The sequence below is a fragment of the Paracoccaceae bacterium genome (assembly GCA_033344815.1).
GTDB lineage: Bacteria > Pseudomonadota > Alphaproteobacteria > Rhodobacterales > Rhodobacteraceae > Roseobacter.
Genome location: JAWPMR010000001.1, coordinates 555,840 through 570,485 on the forward strand (window position 1 = coordinate 555,840; position 14,646 = coordinate 570,485).

At 54.6% G+C, this 14,646-nt stretch carries 15 protein-coding genes; 2 read left to right on the forward strand and 13 right to left on the reverse strand.

Translation table 11 applies throughout. From position 1 onward, the window contains the following. Window position 1 precedes the first annotated feature (1 nt). Window positions 2-1,384 carry a pyruvate dehydrogenase complex E1 component subunit beta gene (locus tag R8G34_02630; GenBank protein MDW3221775.1) on the forward strand — a complete coding sequence of 461 codons (1,383 nt, stop codon included), beginning with the start codon at window positions 2-4 and terminating at the stop codon, window positions 1,382-1,384. Between the two features lie 12 nt (window positions 1,385-1,396). Beyond that, window positions 1,397-2,713, forward strand: a complete 1,317-nt coding sequence (locus R8G34_02635; protein ID MDW3221776.1) for a pyruvate dehydrogenase complex dihydrolipoamide acetyltransferase — start codon at window positions 1,397-1,399, stop codon at window positions 2,711-2,713. A 72-nt stretch (window positions 2,714-2,785) separates the two neighbouring features. On the opposite strand, the gene cysE is transcribed toward R8G34_02635, so the two are convergent. From cysE to R8G34_02700, 13 genes are all read right to left on the reverse strand, one after another. After that, complete coding sequence (gene cysE / locus R8G34_02640; GenBank protein ID MDW3221777.1) at window positions 2,786-3,595, reverse strand: serine O-acetyltransferase; 810 nt, start codon at window positions 3,593-3,595, stop codon at window positions 2,786-2,788. A 769-nt stretch (window positions 3,596-4,364) separates the two neighbouring features. Then, the gene (locus R8G34_02645) at window positions 4,365-8,315 is read right to left on the reverse strand and encodes a glycoside hydrolase TIM-barrel-like domain-containing protein (protein MDW3221778.1); all 3,951 of its coding nucleotides are present in this window, start codon (window positions 8,313-8,315) and stop codon (window positions 4,365-4,367) included. Further along, window positions 8,315-8,761 carry a peptidase gene (locus R8G34_02650; GenBank protein ID MDW3221779.1) on the reverse strand — a complete coding sequence of 149 codons (447 nt, stop codon included), beginning with the start codon at window positions 8,759-8,761 and terminating at the stop codon, window positions 8,315-8,317. Before R8G34_02650 ends, R8G34_02645 begins: the two co-directional genes overlap by 1 nt. After that, window positions 8,758-9,645 (reverse strand): DUF2163 domain-containing protein, encoded by an 888-nt coding sequence (locus tag R8G34_02655; GenBank protein ID MDW3221780.1) that lies wholly within the window; start codon window positions 9,643-9,645, stop codon window positions 8,758-8,760. Before R8G34_02655 ends, R8G34_02650 begins: the two co-directional genes overlap by 4 nt. Continuing rightward, entirely contained in the window at window positions 9,645-10,277 is a 633-nt protein-coding gene (locus tag R8G34_02660) for a DUF2460 domain-containing protein (protein MDW3221781.1), read from the reverse strand. Before R8G34_02660 ends, R8G34_02655 begins: the two co-directional genes overlap by 1 nt. Before the next feature lie 18 nt (window positions 10,278-10,295). Next, window positions 10,296-10,952 (reverse strand): phage tail tape measure protein, encoded by a 657-nt coding sequence (locus tag R8G34_02665; GenBank protein ID MDW3221782.1) that lies wholly within the window; start codon window positions 10,950-10,952, stop codon window positions 10,296-10,298. Next, the gene (locus tag R8G34_02670; protein MDW3221783.1) at window positions 10,942-11,151 is read right to left on the reverse strand and encodes a phage tail assembly chaperone; all 210 of its coding nucleotides are present in this window, start codon (window positions 11,149-11,151) and stop codon (window positions 10,942-10,944) included. The genes R8G34_02665 and R8G34_02670 overlap by 11 nt, the downstream gene beginning before the upstream one ends. Beyond that, window positions 11,148-11,465 (reverse strand): gene transfer agent family protein, encoded by a 318-nt coding sequence (locus tag R8G34_02675; protein MDW3221784.1) that lies wholly within the window; start codon window positions 11,463-11,465, stop codon window positions 11,148-11,150. Before R8G34_02675 ends, R8G34_02670 begins: the two co-directional genes overlap by 4 nt. Window positions 11,466-11,467: 2 nt before the next feature. Continuing rightward, window positions 11,468-11,881 (reverse strand): phage major tail protein, TP901-1 family, encoded by a 414-nt coding sequence (locus R8G34_02680; protein MDW3221785.1) that lies wholly within the window; start codon window positions 11,879-11,881, stop codon window positions 11,468-11,470. 28 nt (window positions 11,882-11,909) lie between these two features. Next, window positions 11,910-12,320, reverse strand: coding sequence for a DUF3168 domain-containing protein (locus R8G34_02685; protein ID MDW3221786.1), 411 nt, complete (start codon window positions 12,318-12,320; stop codon window positions 11,910-11,912). Beyond that, window positions 12,317-12,655, reverse strand: coding sequence for a phage head closure protein (locus tag R8G34_02690; protein MDW3221787.1), 339 nt, complete (start codon window positions 12,653-12,655; stop codon window positions 12,317-12,319). The genes R8G34_02685 and R8G34_02690 overlap by 4 nt, the downstream gene beginning before the upstream one ends. Then, entirely contained in the window at window positions 12,652-13,251 is a 600-nt protein-coding gene (locus R8G34_02695; protein ID MDW3221788.1) for a head-tail connector protein, read from the reverse strand. Before R8G34_02695 ends, R8G34_02690 begins: the two co-directional genes overlap by 4 nt. Window positions 13,252-13,411: 160 nt before the next feature. After that, window positions 13,412-14,590: a phage major capsid protein gene (locus R8G34_02700; protein MDW3221789.1), complete on the reverse strand. Its 1,179-nt coding sequence runs from the start codon at window positions 14,588-14,590 to the stop codon at window positions 13,412-13,414. Between the last annotated feature and the right edge of the window lie 56 nt (window positions 14,591-14,646).

The following is a 14,646-nucleotide window of genomic DNA, read 5'->3' on the forward strand; positions in this document are numbered from 1 at the left end:
AATGGCTACTGAAATTCTCATGCCCGCCCTGAGCCCGACCATGGAAGAAGGCACACTTGCCAAATGGTTGGTCAAGGAAGGCGACACGGTCTCCTCCGGTGACATCATGGCGGAAATTGAAACCGACAAAGCAACGATGGAATTTGAAGCCGTGGACGAAGGCATCGTCGGCAAAATCCTCATCGCCGAGGGCACCGAGGGTGTGAAAGTGAATACCGCAATCGCGATCCTGCTCGAAGAAGGTGAAGATGCCTCAGCGATGGACGCTGCGTCTGCCGCACCGCCAGAGGCAGCGCCCGCTGCCGATGCAGGCGGCGAGGCGTCCGCGACAGCGGCCGCCGAGGCGCCTGCCCCTGCTGCGCCGCAGACTGACACGTCACCCGACTGGCCGGAAGGCACGGCACTCAAGGAACAGACGGTGCGTGAAGCGCTGCGAGACGGCATGTCCGAAGAGATGCGCCGTGATGACAGCGTCTTTCTCATGGGCGAAGAAGTTGCGGAATACCAGGGGGCTTATAAAATCTCGCAAGGCATGCTGGATGAATTTGGCGACAAACGCGTCATTGACACACCGATCACGGAACATGGGTTCGCCGGGATCGCCACAGGTGCTGCCTTTGGCGGTCTGAGACCAATAGTGGAGTTCATGACCTTCAATTTCGCCATGCAGGCGATGGACCAGATCATCAACTCTGCGGCCAAAACGCTTTATATGTCCGGCGGCCAAATGGGCGCACCTATGGTGTTCCGCGGTCCTAACGGTGCCGCTGCGCGCGTCGGCGCACAACACAGCCAGGATTATGCGGCTTGGTTCATGCAAGTACCCGGTCTCAAAGTTGCGATGCCCTATTCCGCGTCGGATTACAAAGGCTTGATGAAAACGGCCATTCGCGATCCGAACCCTGTGATTTTCCTGGAGAACGAAATCCTCTACGGACGTACCTTCGATGTGCCGGACCTTGAGGATTATACGGTACCGTTTGGCAAAGCCCGCATCTGGCGCGAAGGCGACGACGTCACAATCGTCAGCTTTGGAATCGGCATGCAATACGCGCTGGCCGCGGCGGACAAACTGGCAGAAGACGGCATTTCTGCAGAAGTTGTCGACTTGCGGACATTGCGTCCGATGGATACCGGAACCATCATTAAATCGGTCATGAAAACAAATCGTTGCGTGACCGTCGAAGAAGGCTGGCCGCAAGGATCCGTGGGGAATTACATCAGCTCAGTAATCATGCAGGAGGCATTCGACTATCTCGATGCGCCTGTGATCAACTGTACTGGCAAGGATGTTCCAATGCCCTATGCGGCCAATCTCGAAAAACTGGCGCTGGTGACCACGGATGAGGTCATCGCGGCGGTCAAACAAGTCACGTATAATTAAGGAGCGCGCAAGATGCCTACAGAAATCCTCATGCCCGCCCTGAGCCCGACCATGGAAGAAGGCACTTTGGCCAAATGGCACGTCAAGGAAGGGGACACCGTGTCTTCTGGTGACATCATGGCCGAAATTGAAACCGACAAAGCAACGATGGAATTTGAAGCCGTAGACGAAGGGACCATCGGAAAGATCCTGATCTCTGAAGGCAGCGAAGGCGTGAAAGTGAACACCGCCATCGCGATCTTGTTGGAGGACGGTGAGAGCGCTGACGACATCGGCAACACGCCAGCTCCGGCGGCGCCCGCAACCCCGACAGAAAGTGAAACGGTTCCACAGACCGCTTCTGCACCTGCTGCCGCCGCAGCGCCTGCGCCCGCCGCACCACAGGCGGCTGATGGCACTCGCATTTTTGCTTCGCCTCTTGCACGCCGATTGGCAGCAGAAAAGGGCGTTGATCTGAAAAATCTCAAAGGTTCCGGCCCGCATGGGCGTATTGTTAAGGCGGATGTCGAGGGATTGAGCGCTGCGGACGCAAAACCGTCGTCCTCTGCCGCACCTGTGGCCCCTGCCGCCTCACAGGCCAAACCTGCCATGGCGACTGGCCCGGCTGCTGACGCAGTAATGGCGATGTATGAGGGGCGCGAATTTGAGGAAATCAGCCTCAATGGTATGCGTAAAACCATTGCAGCCCGCCTGACCGAGGCCAAGCAATCCATTCCCCATTTCTATTTACGTCGCGATATAGAGCTGGATGCACTGCTTAAATTCAGAGGTGAGTTGAACAAACAGTTGGAAAGCCGGGGTGTAAAACTGTCAGTCAACGATTTCATCATCAAGGCAAGTGCACTTGCGCTGCAGGCAGTCCCCGAAGCGAATGCCGTTTGGGCGGGGGATCGTATCCTGAAGCTGAAACCATCAGATGTTGCTGTGGCGGTTGCAATAGACGGTGGATTGTTCACGCCCGTTCTGAAAGATGCAGAGATGAAATCGCTCTCCGCGCTGTCCGCCGAAATGAAAGACCTTGCAGGTCGTGCACGCGACCGAAAACTTGCTCCCCATGAATATCAAGGCGGTAGCTTTGCAATATCAAATCTGGGCATGTTTGGTATCGATAACTTCGATGCAGTCATAAACCCGCCACATGGCGCGATTCTTGCCGTTGGTGCAGGTGTCAAAAAGCCTATCGTCGGCAAAGACGGCGAATTGAGCGTTGCAACGGTCATGTCGGTGACTTTATCGGTTGATCACCGCGTGATCGATGGGGCGCTCGGCGCGCAACTGTTGCAATCCATCAAGGAAAACCTCGAGAATCCTATGATGATGCTGGCCTGACAGAGCGCATCGTTTGACATGAAAAAGCCGGGACCACTGGGTCCCGGCTTTTTAGCTTCTGGTTCGATTGATTTAATTTCGAGGACCAAGCATATGGTTCATCGAAATAGCAGGTTGGTCGCATCCCGCCTCTCCGACGATGCGCGCCGGAATTCCGGCTACTGTCTTGCACGCCGGCACTTCTTCTAAAACAACAGATCCAGCGGCAATACGGCTGCATTGCCCGACACGGATATTTCCCAGAACTTTGGCGCCCGCGCCGATCAAAACTCCATCCTCAATTTTTGGATGGCGATCTTCTTCTTCCTTGCCTGTGCCTCCCAAAGTCACAGAATGTAGCATGGAGACATTGTCACCAACCACAGCAGTTTCGCCAATTACGATCGAATGGGCATGGTCAATCATGATGCCTTTTCCGATGCGCGCGGCGGGGTGGATGTCCACACCAAATATCTCAGACACGCGCATTTGAACAAAGTATGCCAGATCACGATGACCTTTTGTCCATAAATGATGCCCGACGCGGTAAGCCTGCATCGCCTGGTAGCCTTTGAAATAGAGGATCGGCTGAAGCAGTCGGTGGCAAGCTGGATCACGCTCGTAAATCGCCACAAGGTCTGCGCGGGCCGCCTGAACAAGATCGGGTGCCTCGGCATATGCTTCCTCAACCATCTCACGAACGACCACCATCGACATCTCATTTGAGGCAAGCTTGGCGGCGATCCGGTACGACAATGCTTTCTCGATACTCTTATGGTGCAAAATGCAAGCATGCAGGAAGCCGCCCATAAGAGGCTCATCCTTTGTGGCTTGACGTGCCTCGCTGCAGATCTGGTCCCAAGCCGGGTCAACAGCGGAAATATTATGTTTGGGCTTTGCCATAACGATGATCCTTTCTGCTTACAGGTTTAACTTATCTACTAAGGAAAACCCAAACGCAAATTCGTGATGGCACCCATATCAGAATCCGATGGAGTCACTTTGAATTTGAAAACCGCATACGCTGTCTTAGGCGAGCCTCCGACAGTCGGAACGTGAAATGTAACATCCAAAACGACGTGACTTATTCGGGTGAGGGCACAAGTCGACGAGCGAGTTGTTTGGATGATTTGGAATGACGCCAATGCAGCGCAAAAACTGGGATTTCTTGCCTTGGAAGCGATCACACGTCCGCGCCTTCCAAGGAGAATCGTGTCGACTTACTCGCATTTCAATTGTGCGACGGACAGGCCGATTGAAAGGGTCCAGGAGGTCAAAGTCAATCAAGACCAGCGCTGCAGCAATATGGGCGAGAGAATTTTATGATAAAAGGGATGATCCATGCCAGTCCATAGAACGTCCAAGGTATATCAAAGCCGTCTCACAATGAGCGCAGAAGCCAAGAGTCAGCTAACAATCCCTATCGTCTGCGCGACCGTATCGCTGAAACGGGAATGTTTCGCCACCCGCGGTCAAAGCGCAAATAGAGCTGGCGCCGGACGAACCAAACCTCGCTTTGTTGCCAACCCAGACCACAGCCTGACAATTCAAGGGCGAATCGATGCCCAATCTGCAATTACCGCAGAGGCATCGAAACAAGTTGGATCCAGGTTCAGCGATGCCTCCCAAACAAAGCGGCCTGAAGGCCCACCTATTAATCGATTATGAAGTCTTAGCCTGTCACATCCAAATCCTGCGATAGCCCAGCGCCAAATACAGCGGACAATTGCGCCACTTTGATCTGATAAGGCAGAGATGCTCCATCCGCCACTTGCTGGGTCGCAGAGTAAAGCCATTCTTCCTTGGAAACTATGTCCTCACGAATAACGATCCCATTCTTAACGACTTGTACGCGATAGCGTTCGGATTCCTCCGCCAGAGGAATTTCAAGAACATCCCAACTGTCACCGTCAATTCGCGTCCTTCTAATCCAGGATGCGTTCAAATCTCCGACTTCATCAAAGCGCGCGCTCAGATGAGCCGGTGAATAAGGGCGTTCTCCGTTGCCGTTGAATGCCAGCGTCCCCTGTATGAACGATACATCGTCAACAGGCCGCCTAGCAGGACCGATCCGATAGGTTTGGGACACCCGTCGTAAGTTACGGCTCAAATCAATTTGGTCTGGCAAGCCGTTTAGCAATACGAACCACGACCCGGTGGGCCAGACAGCAGGCATTAAACCATCACTACCAAGTTGCCCCCTAAGCCTGGAGCTTAGCTGATAGGTATCTGTATCAACCAGCTCTGCCTTACCGAACTGAAAGATCTCCCAATTGTCCGCGCTCGCATCTCCAATTGCCGCCAGATTTGCGCCGGTCAGTAAGGCTTCATGCTCGACTGAACTCAGTGAACCACTGATGAGTTTGACTTCCAACGGTACGCCATTATCCAGGCGGCCTGATGGGGCAGCCGTCAAATTTGATTGCGTAATCCCCATTGTTGATCGCGCGGGGACCTGATTCATTAAGCGGTAATTGCTGTCACTCGATGATTGATATATGGCCACAGCCCCGGGCCATGGGTTTGCAGTCACAGCCACGTGAGGCGCATGCGGCACCTCATCACCAGTAAGTAAGGGCAGATCAAGAAAAAGAGCCGACACCGGAACAGGCGGTACAAAAGCTTTTGGGCTCGGGATGTCGTCAATCATCTCAGCTGACGTGTAAACTTCAGGCTCGATGCGCACAGCCTCAACAATTTGCAGCATGCCTTGTTCGACACTATCTATCCGGTACAGGGCGCGGCCTTCGGATTGATCTCCTTTGAGCTCAACAACGTCACCAGCTCCTATTGTAAGGCAAGAAGGTGGTAAAGCGAAACGGATCGCCTCGCGCGCGACACGCGCTTCTGTCAGCCAGCGCTCCGCGACTTGCCGTCCTTCACCACGGGTCAATGCAAGGGGTATCTCCGATGTCGAAACCGAATGCGTGCGCTCATCTGCCAATACAGATTCTTCGGCAAGCACGTCAAACTCAGCATCGGCTTGCACAAAGCGGAGCCTGACACGTCCGGCCATCTCAGCCTGGGCAGATCTGGATTGCTCGACCGCACCGTCCAATTCCTCACTTACGGCCAACACGCTGTGTTCTAGTGGGATCGGAACTTGACCCTGTCGCATTCGGAATATCAACAGCCCATCGCGCTCCACTGCATCAAAGGAATATCGAAGCATCAGTGGTTGCAAAGACGCGCGCGCATCGTTCACATCACTGACGGTGTAACCGCGCACAGTACCGTACAGACGACTGGTATCGAAGTTGGTCAAACCTGCTTTTCTGCAAATTTCTCCGACCACGGAAGCGAGCGGGCGTGCAGATGTTCGCCCATTGATCCAATGGCCTCGGGCATAGTTTACAGCATCCGTCCACAGGCTAGAATTATTTGGAAAATATGGATACGGGCGCGCATCCCAAGCCCAAACAAAGGCGCGGTCCATGTTGACCATCGGCAATCCATAAATGGCTGAGATGGGGTTGTTTTCCTCTTTTGCCCAATATGACACCATGGCTCGAATGTACTGAGCCTGAATAAAATCGTCGCGCGCGCCATTGGAGTACTTCGGCAAACTGCTTTCAGATGATTTCATGTCAATAAACTTGTTGGGTTGGTTCGTGCCCTTGTCAATCGAAGCACAACCCATCTCGGTAAACCAAACCGGTTTAGACCCCGGAACCCATGCAGTCGGGGAGTTCGATCTGGACCCGCCTACCCGATCATGATGCGCACTGGACCACCAATTCTTGATATCTTTGTATCTGTAAACCCATGGTTCTCCGTGCGCACCATCTTCGATCGCTGTTCGATTCTGTGCCGCGGCAGCCTCATCTGATGCATAGAACCAATCGTAGCCCTCCCCGCCGGCAATATTGCTTTGCAGATAGTCCAAATCATAAATTGATCCTGCACCAACATCCAAATGAGCGTCCCCATCGCGCCAATCGGATATCGGCATGTAATTGTCTATACCAATGAAGTCGATATTGGGATCAGCCCAAAGTGGATCAAGGTGAAAATAGCGATCATTCGATCCATCTTGCGGCTGATACCCAAAGTACTCACTCCAATCGGCAGCGTAACTTATTTTAGTATGGGGTCCCAAGATGGCGCGCACCTCAGCAGCAAGCGCACGCAGCTTTTGTACCGCAACAAAGCTGTTCCCCGCACCGCGTATCTGGGTCAGCCCACGCATTTCAGAACCGATGCAAAATGCCTCAACACCGCCAGCGGCCTTGCACAGAGCGGCATAGTGCAGAACGAAGCGAGAGAATGTCCATTCACTTGGACCAGCATAATAAACTGAAGGTCCTGCGGTTGAAAAATGATAGGCCTTTGCATTACCGAAGAATGCATTGACTTGCGCATCGGCGCTGGGTGTCCCATCCGGCGATCCTGCAACACCTGGCGCGCGTGACAGGGTTATTCTACCGCGCCAAGGCAGTCTGGGTTGGGTATCTCCAGGCGAATACGGATTCGGCAGCGCGTTAGTGCTCAATTGATCCATAAGTATAAAGGGATAAAACATCACCTTTTTTCCAACAGCGCGCATGGCTTGAATTGCTTGAACAACTGAAACATCAGTTGGTGTGCCGCCATAAATTGGCCGCCCATCAACGGTGGGCATCGCCTGGGCTGAAGACCTGGTCAGACCAGCAACAGACCAAGGCATGTTTTCACCATCATAGAGTTTTTTTTCAACTCGTGGACGAACGGCACAAGACCCACAGCGCAAGTCGCTCCCAAACCATGACACGACAAGAGATGTCCCTTGGCAATTTGGTAAATCCTGAACAAGACTGTCCAGCGAGACAGAGAAATCGGTTTTCTCATTTGGGGTGTTGATGTTTGCGCTCCACCGACTGCCGGGTCCACTGGTGTAGTGAACAGGCGTGGTTGCAAGCGAGTATTCGCCAGTGCCTGGAATTATCGCGACACTCTTTATGGCGTAAGTTAATGCCAGTTCGACATCTTCCTCATCTCGCTGCTCTGGCCGCGAGACTTCGAACGAAAACTGGGGAATCCGGTTGCCAAAACGTTCCAGACCAAGGTTTTCGATAACAACGTAAGCTGTGCCCCGATACGCCGGAACATTACCTGGGCCTTCGATCGCTTCGATCGCAGGATCGGGCAGTTGACTAGCGCCACCCCGATAAATGCGCAAATTCAGATCATCCGGAGCAATTTCCTCGCCGTTTGCCCAAATACGGCCAATTCGAGTTATCTCGCCCTCACAAATGGCGACAGCCAAGTTCACCGAATAAGAGTAGCTGCGGGTTTGTGTTTGGGTTTGCGGTTGACTTGAGGATCCCTTGCCGCCTCCACCTCCGCCGCCAGATACAGTAACAGTTTCCAGAAAGTCAGACGCCCATATGACCTGGCCACCAAGACGCATACGACCATACACTTGGGCAAGCGCTTCACCTTCGCCAACACTTGATATCCGAAAACGGTCGACGCGCCCCGTTTCTACGACCTCGGATCCCTGCCCCAACAGCTTTTGGTCAATGACCTTGCCTATTGTGGCTCCGACAGCCCGACCTATAACCGCCGTTGAAAGACCGGCCACGGTCCCGCCAATGGAGCCGCCGACTGCTGCGCCGACCGCTGAAAGAACTATCGTTGCCATCAGGAGGCCTCCTCTGGAAATTTAAAGCGGGCGACGACACGGCGCCGCCATGGAAAGCTCAAAGAATTTTCGATGACACCGTAATTGGAATAAGCATGAATGAAGCTTGCCTGTTCGCCTATTCTGCCGGCAATTCCGAGATGTTTTGCAACGCCACCGGCACGCATGCGAAAAAGCAAAACGTCACCCGGTGCCTCGACGTCCAGATCCTTGGGTTGGAGATGGCGCAAGGCAGCATCCCACAAACGCTCTTCACCTTGTGGCTCGGACCAGTCCATGGAATATGCGGGAACCGCTTCGGGTTCATTGCCATGTAGTGATCGCCATATGCCGCGCAAAAGTCCGAGGCAATCTGCGCCGGCACCTTTTACTGCGGACTGGTGAATATATGGCGTTCCAATCCATGTTCGCGCTTCTGCTACGATTTGGTTTTGCAGGGGTGTCATCTTCGGCTTCCCCCTGTGTTTGCACCTGTTGATTTTGGAACAGCCAACATCCAATCCTCACTCGGAACATCAGGAAAGCCTTGAAAATTCAGAAGGTTAAAAAATTTATTGCGGCAGGTAGCACTGCGTTTGTCACAGCCAACGGTCAGGCGAACCAAGCTACCTGGCTCCAGGGGGCTTCGTATCGGCTCCCAAAGCTCAACGATACGCTGTGTACCCTCGAAACGGTCCTGTTTGACCATGCCCCATAACCCCGATGCGGAACCGGAAAGAACCTCCAGTCGTCCACGGGCAAACCAACTGGTTTCAAAAGTATCAAAAAAGCCCCATTTGAATACTCGGGATTGCGACACTTCTTCGATTGCAAGTTCGATGGAGTACTGTGCTCCGGAAAGATCAACCTTGCAGGTGCTATCTCCCAAAACCGCCGTGCATGGTTTTTGATATACCCTGCCCAAAGGACGGTTCAGGGCTTCGGTCAAACCTCGTAGCTCCGCCTGAAAACCGTTGTCCGCGCGGCGCAATTCGCCGATCGTACCGCGAAACTGCAGCCATCTCTGGCTTACGTCTTTCCAGTTCAGCAACCATGCTTCAACTTCTGCTTCATCAAACCGGCCCTGCTCGATCTCATCCTCGCGAATTGAAAGATCACTCAGCGCACCCAAGGCTTCAGTGTTGTCAACTGAAAGACCTGTGCTCTGGGCCAGAGACAACGCACTCAACCCAGTGTCCGCACGAAACGTGATCCCGTCGAAACTGATTTCGCGATCATGATCTGTAAAGCCAAGCACGATACCGTCTTTTCTTTTGATCGCCCATGCATGCGCGACAGTGGTTAATCCACCTTCGAGGTGTGCTTGAAGACCCGCATCAATTTCCGACATCAGATCCGTACCTCAACAATGGGGACATTCGGTACTTCACCCGCCTTAAAACTCGCGATGCTTGTTTGAATTCGGTCCGTATCAAAGCGAACTGGAACGTCAAACTCAAATCCGGCTGTAACCTCGGCACCGGTTGGAGGCGCCTGTTGAAGCGTGACCAAACCACTACTTGCATCCACTGAATAGTCCGTCCCAACCGTCAACTCACTCCCGGCAACACCAACGCGCACCGACCCCTCCACCGGCTTGCCGATAGGGCGCGAGTAATCATACGCTCCGGATTGATAGGTTTTGATAAGCGGAAATTCGAGCCGCACGCCATCACCAGTTCCCAATGCCTGATCAAAGGCGGAAACATCCTGCGAAGGTTTGGCAGATCGATAATCCGACCAGTCCTTCCATCTAAAGGCGAACAGCTGGCCAAAACGCGCTTCAAAAAAGGAAATCAGCGTCTCGATGTCATCCAATGACCTCATGCCCATTCCCGCGTCATAGCGCCTACGCGAATGCGCCCAGGGAGAGTTACGCTCTTCATAACCGTTGCTGATTGTCACAACATCGGTGCGTCGCTCGGGACCACCGACCGAGCCAAAGCTCAACGTGGCTGGAAATCTGACTTCATGGAATTGCATCTCTCTGCTCCCCTCAATTTAGCGATTACGTTGACCACGTCCCAAGGCACGCGACATCTGGGCTGCGATCTGACCTTGGCTGCGTTGGAAGCCTTGAACGTCCGGCGTGGTAATATTCATCACAACAGTGCCACCCCCACCACCAGCGCCACGCACGCCAAGCTTGCCGTCGGGGCCGCGCGCAAGCGGCATGATGGCCTCAGGCCCCGCCTCTCCCATCACGCCCATGCCGCCGCGCATTCCGAACGGCGTAGCACCACTTACAATCCCGCCGGTCGCAAAGGGCATTACGCGCCCCTGACTGAACGGTGCACCGTCGGCAAAGGGCAGAATATTGCCAACCAACCCATCGACGCCTTGAGCCAGCAATCCACCCACATGGCTGGTGACGGGGCTTATTGCCGCGTTGTATGCGGTGTTGGCGAGGCTTTCAGTCAAGGTCGTCAACGCGTCTGAGAGGTTCAACCCATCAAAGACGACGCCGTCAAAAGCGCGACGCAACCCTTTGCTCAGACCACGCTCAAGAACCGCAATATCCCTGCCGGTTGCTTCAAGCGAGGTTTTCATACGCCTCAGCTCACTATCAAAACCGGTCACCAAAACGCTTGTCTGCGAAAGAGTGTCGTTCAGATCATCGGCGCGCTGTTCAAAATCGTCAAAGCCATCATCCATCATCGCCCTCATCCTTACTTTCTTTGTCCGGGTAGACCGCCATCAATGCATCAAGACCGGTACTCAGCAGCGGTCCTGTCTTTCCGGGTTCGTCCAGCATCAATTGGAACTCTGCTGGCGTCAGCGCCCAGAACGCTTCTGGGGACAATCGCAAGCCTCGCAGCCCAACTTTCATCAAAGCTGGCCAATCCAGCGTGCTCATGCCTCAGCGACCGTAAACGCCCGCGTCAGCAATTCAGCTGCCGCACGTGCAGCGGCGATTGGACCACCTGCAATTTCTGCGTGAAAAAGCTGTTCGTCAGTAACATCGCATTTTCCACCTCTGAGGCCTGCCCGCAGCAACGCCAGCACGTCCTGACTGGTAAATGTGGCGCTCTCAAAACGCTCAACCATTGCCATCAGCGAACCCGTTTTCAATTCGGCTTCCAACTCGGCCAAGGCGCCAAGCGTCAAACGCATCACGTGGGTTTCCCCGTTAATGCCCAAGGCCACATCGCCCCTCCAGGGATTAGCCATAATCAGATCGCCGTGAACGTCAGCGAACCGGCACTGGCCAGGGACAGCTCATAGGTTGCTTCGCCATTGTGGCTGCCACCGTATTCAATCGACGTTACCTGAAACGGGCCTTCGACAATCCCAAAATCCGGGATCACCACCTGGAAACCCGGCGCTTCACCATCAAAAAACAACTGCCGCGCTCGCTCATCCGTGTCAGCGTCGCGGAACACACCGGATCCGCTGATCGAAACCGACCGCACACCCGCCCCGGACAGCAATTCGCGCCACCCCCCCTTGCTCTCCAGACTGGTGACATCGATTGTCTCCGCATTGAAGCTGACCCGCGTCGCACGCAACCCCGCCAAAGTGGTAAACTGGCCGTCGGCCGCCATATCGACCTTGATCAAGAGGTCTTTTCCGTTCTGAGCACCCATGGGTTATCTCCTGTTTGAAATCAAAAGGTTATTCATCTTCGACACGGGCGCGAAACCGCATCCGAATTTCTCGGACAGCGTTTTTGTCAACGCGTCGCGCTTCCGCGCGCTGAAACCGCAGGTAAACCAGACGACCCCTGCTTAGTGAAAGATCCGCATCCTGCAGAGCATCCGATACCGCCGTGGCAACTGCCTTGGCACCGGAGAAGCCTGGCTGAGAAGTGAACACCGAAATATCGAGGGTATGCAGAGCACCATTCCCGGTCTGATCGGATGCGTCACGCACCTGCTCGCCGCCCAGTCTGACATAGGTATCCGGCAGATTTCCCGTTGGTACCGCGTCGTAAACATCGGTTCCAACGAGCGCGGACAGCGTCGCATCCGTGACGAGAGCATCATAAATCGCGGTCTGCAATACACCTGAAAGAGCGTAGCTCATACTGCTGTCTCCTGTGTTGCAAAGCAGGTGATATAGCGCCCATCGGCATCATCTTCGGCAACCGCCTGGATCATGAAAAACCGTTCGCCATCGCGAAACCGCTGTTCTGGTTTGGGTCGGTTCGGTGCTCCGTCGGGCGCGCCGCGCACGATAATCCGGTAACTCACAGCCGAAATCGAAGCGCCAGATTGCGCCGTCTCGCGACCGGAACGCGCTACAACCTGCGCCCAAAGCGTTCCAAGAGCCTGCCAGGTTTCAACGAAACCTCCGGAACCATCAGGGGCCATTTGCGGATCTTCGAGGATCAGCTTTCGGTTCAGGCGCGGAGCTTTCATCGCCGTGCTCCCGATCCCAACCGCATAACCTTGTAGCGCTCTATCAGGCTGGACACGCCAAATGGCATGCAGCCTTCGCTGAGAGATGTTTCATGACGGTACTCGTAGTAATGCGAGGCCAAGAGCAAGACAGCTTGGCGCAAGTCCACGGGCAAATCACTCCACACCGTGCCATATCCTGCCTCAAACTCCAGAACCGCTGACCCACCTTGCGGGATTGCGGGCAAACTGGCACCAACGGACCGCATCCGTGGGTGTTGACTGTCGCGCTCCAACCAATAGTACCCGGATGGGATTTCTGCTTCGCTGCCATCGCGCGCAACCATCGCCACCCGTGTCAAGCTCGCAACCGGTGCCACAGGCAAGACCTGTGCGTCCCGGTCACGCCAGAACGTCAGGGACCAGCTAAAAGGTCGGCTCAACAATATCTTACCTGTGCGTGCCTCGACGGCGGCCATCGCGGCGCGTAAAAACCCACTCAGAACTTCGTCCTGCGTGCTATCTTGACCAAAGCTGGTGCCAAGCCGCAGATGTGCTTTGAATTCATCGACTGGAAGTGCAGCATCCGGCACCGTCGTCTCTTCGATCAACATCATGGAATGTCTCCAATTACTTGCTCCCGATCACTAAGGATCCGGGCGCGTACCCATCTGCATTGCTCGGTCGGAGGGGAGCAGCTAGACAACACATATGTTCCGGCACGCACCCGGACCGAAGCACGGGGAGTTTCCCCGGCTCCGGCTTCGGCACTCCGGTTTAGGAGGTGCCGAATTTCAGCAGCTTGATCGCGGAAAAATCGCTGACATCCCCACCAACGCGCTTTGTGGCATAGAAAAGCACATGTGGCTTGGCACTGAAGGGATCACGCAGAACGCGCAAGTCAGGGCGCTCGGCAATTGTGTAACCGTTAGCAAAGTCGCCAAAGGCAATAGCCATCGCGTTGTTGGACGCGTCCGGCATGTCTTCAGCAATCAGCACCGGATACCCCATCAAACGTGCAGGCTCTGCGGCGGCCAGACCATCAGACCACAAGAACCGACCATCGTTGTCTTTGAGTTTGCGCACAAGGCCAGCAGTTTTTGAATTCATCACAAACGTTGCGTTGGCACGGTATTCAGCACCCAGCGCGTAGACCAAATCAATGATGGAATCCGCCGATACGTCACCACCCTGTCCGGTTGGGATGTACCCCAAGTTGCCCCATGCCCAGACATCGTTGTCTACAGCCGTATGGGTCAGGAAGCCTTTGGGCTTGTCTGCACCATCGCCGGTTACGAATGCAGCTGCCTCGGCACGCGCAAATTTATCCGCGATACGGCTGGCCAACCAGGATTCAATGTCGAATGCGCTGTCATCCAGCAGACGCTGGGACGCCTTGGGCAAAGCGCTCAATTCGTGTAGCGGAATAGTGATACGGTCGAGTTGGGGCGTATCACTTTCTACGGAGGACGCTGTCTCGGAGGCCCAGCCAGCACCGACGTCGGTGTGATCCACCAGCACGTCATAGGAGGTGGCTTCAACATTGACTACAGCTGCAATGGATCTGATCGACGCGGTTGCGTTCAGAACCGATTTCACCGACTCCGAAGTCTGGGGGTCCACAAGGTAACCACCATCCGAATTCACGGCCGAGGACAGTGATTTCACGTCCATTTCCAGGCCACGCAGGCCATCATCATCACCCGAACGCAGGTAGGCGTTAAACGCTTTCTGATGCGGTGCGCCAGCATCAATGGCGCCACCAAGAGGGCTACGTTGGGGGGTGTGTGTTTTGCGGTCCAGCATGCTCAGTCGCTCTTCTGTTTGTTGAAGTTTGGTCTCAATATCGGTTTGGAAACTCTTGAAATCATTTACAAAGCCGGTTACGGCCTGTCTGACGTCCTCGGCAGGGGACAAACCTTCCCCGCCCGCCGCCTTTGCTTCGGTCTTGCTCATTGGCAGATCCTCAATGGTGTAGTGTTAAAGCCGCAGGTCCCCCCACGGCCGGGACG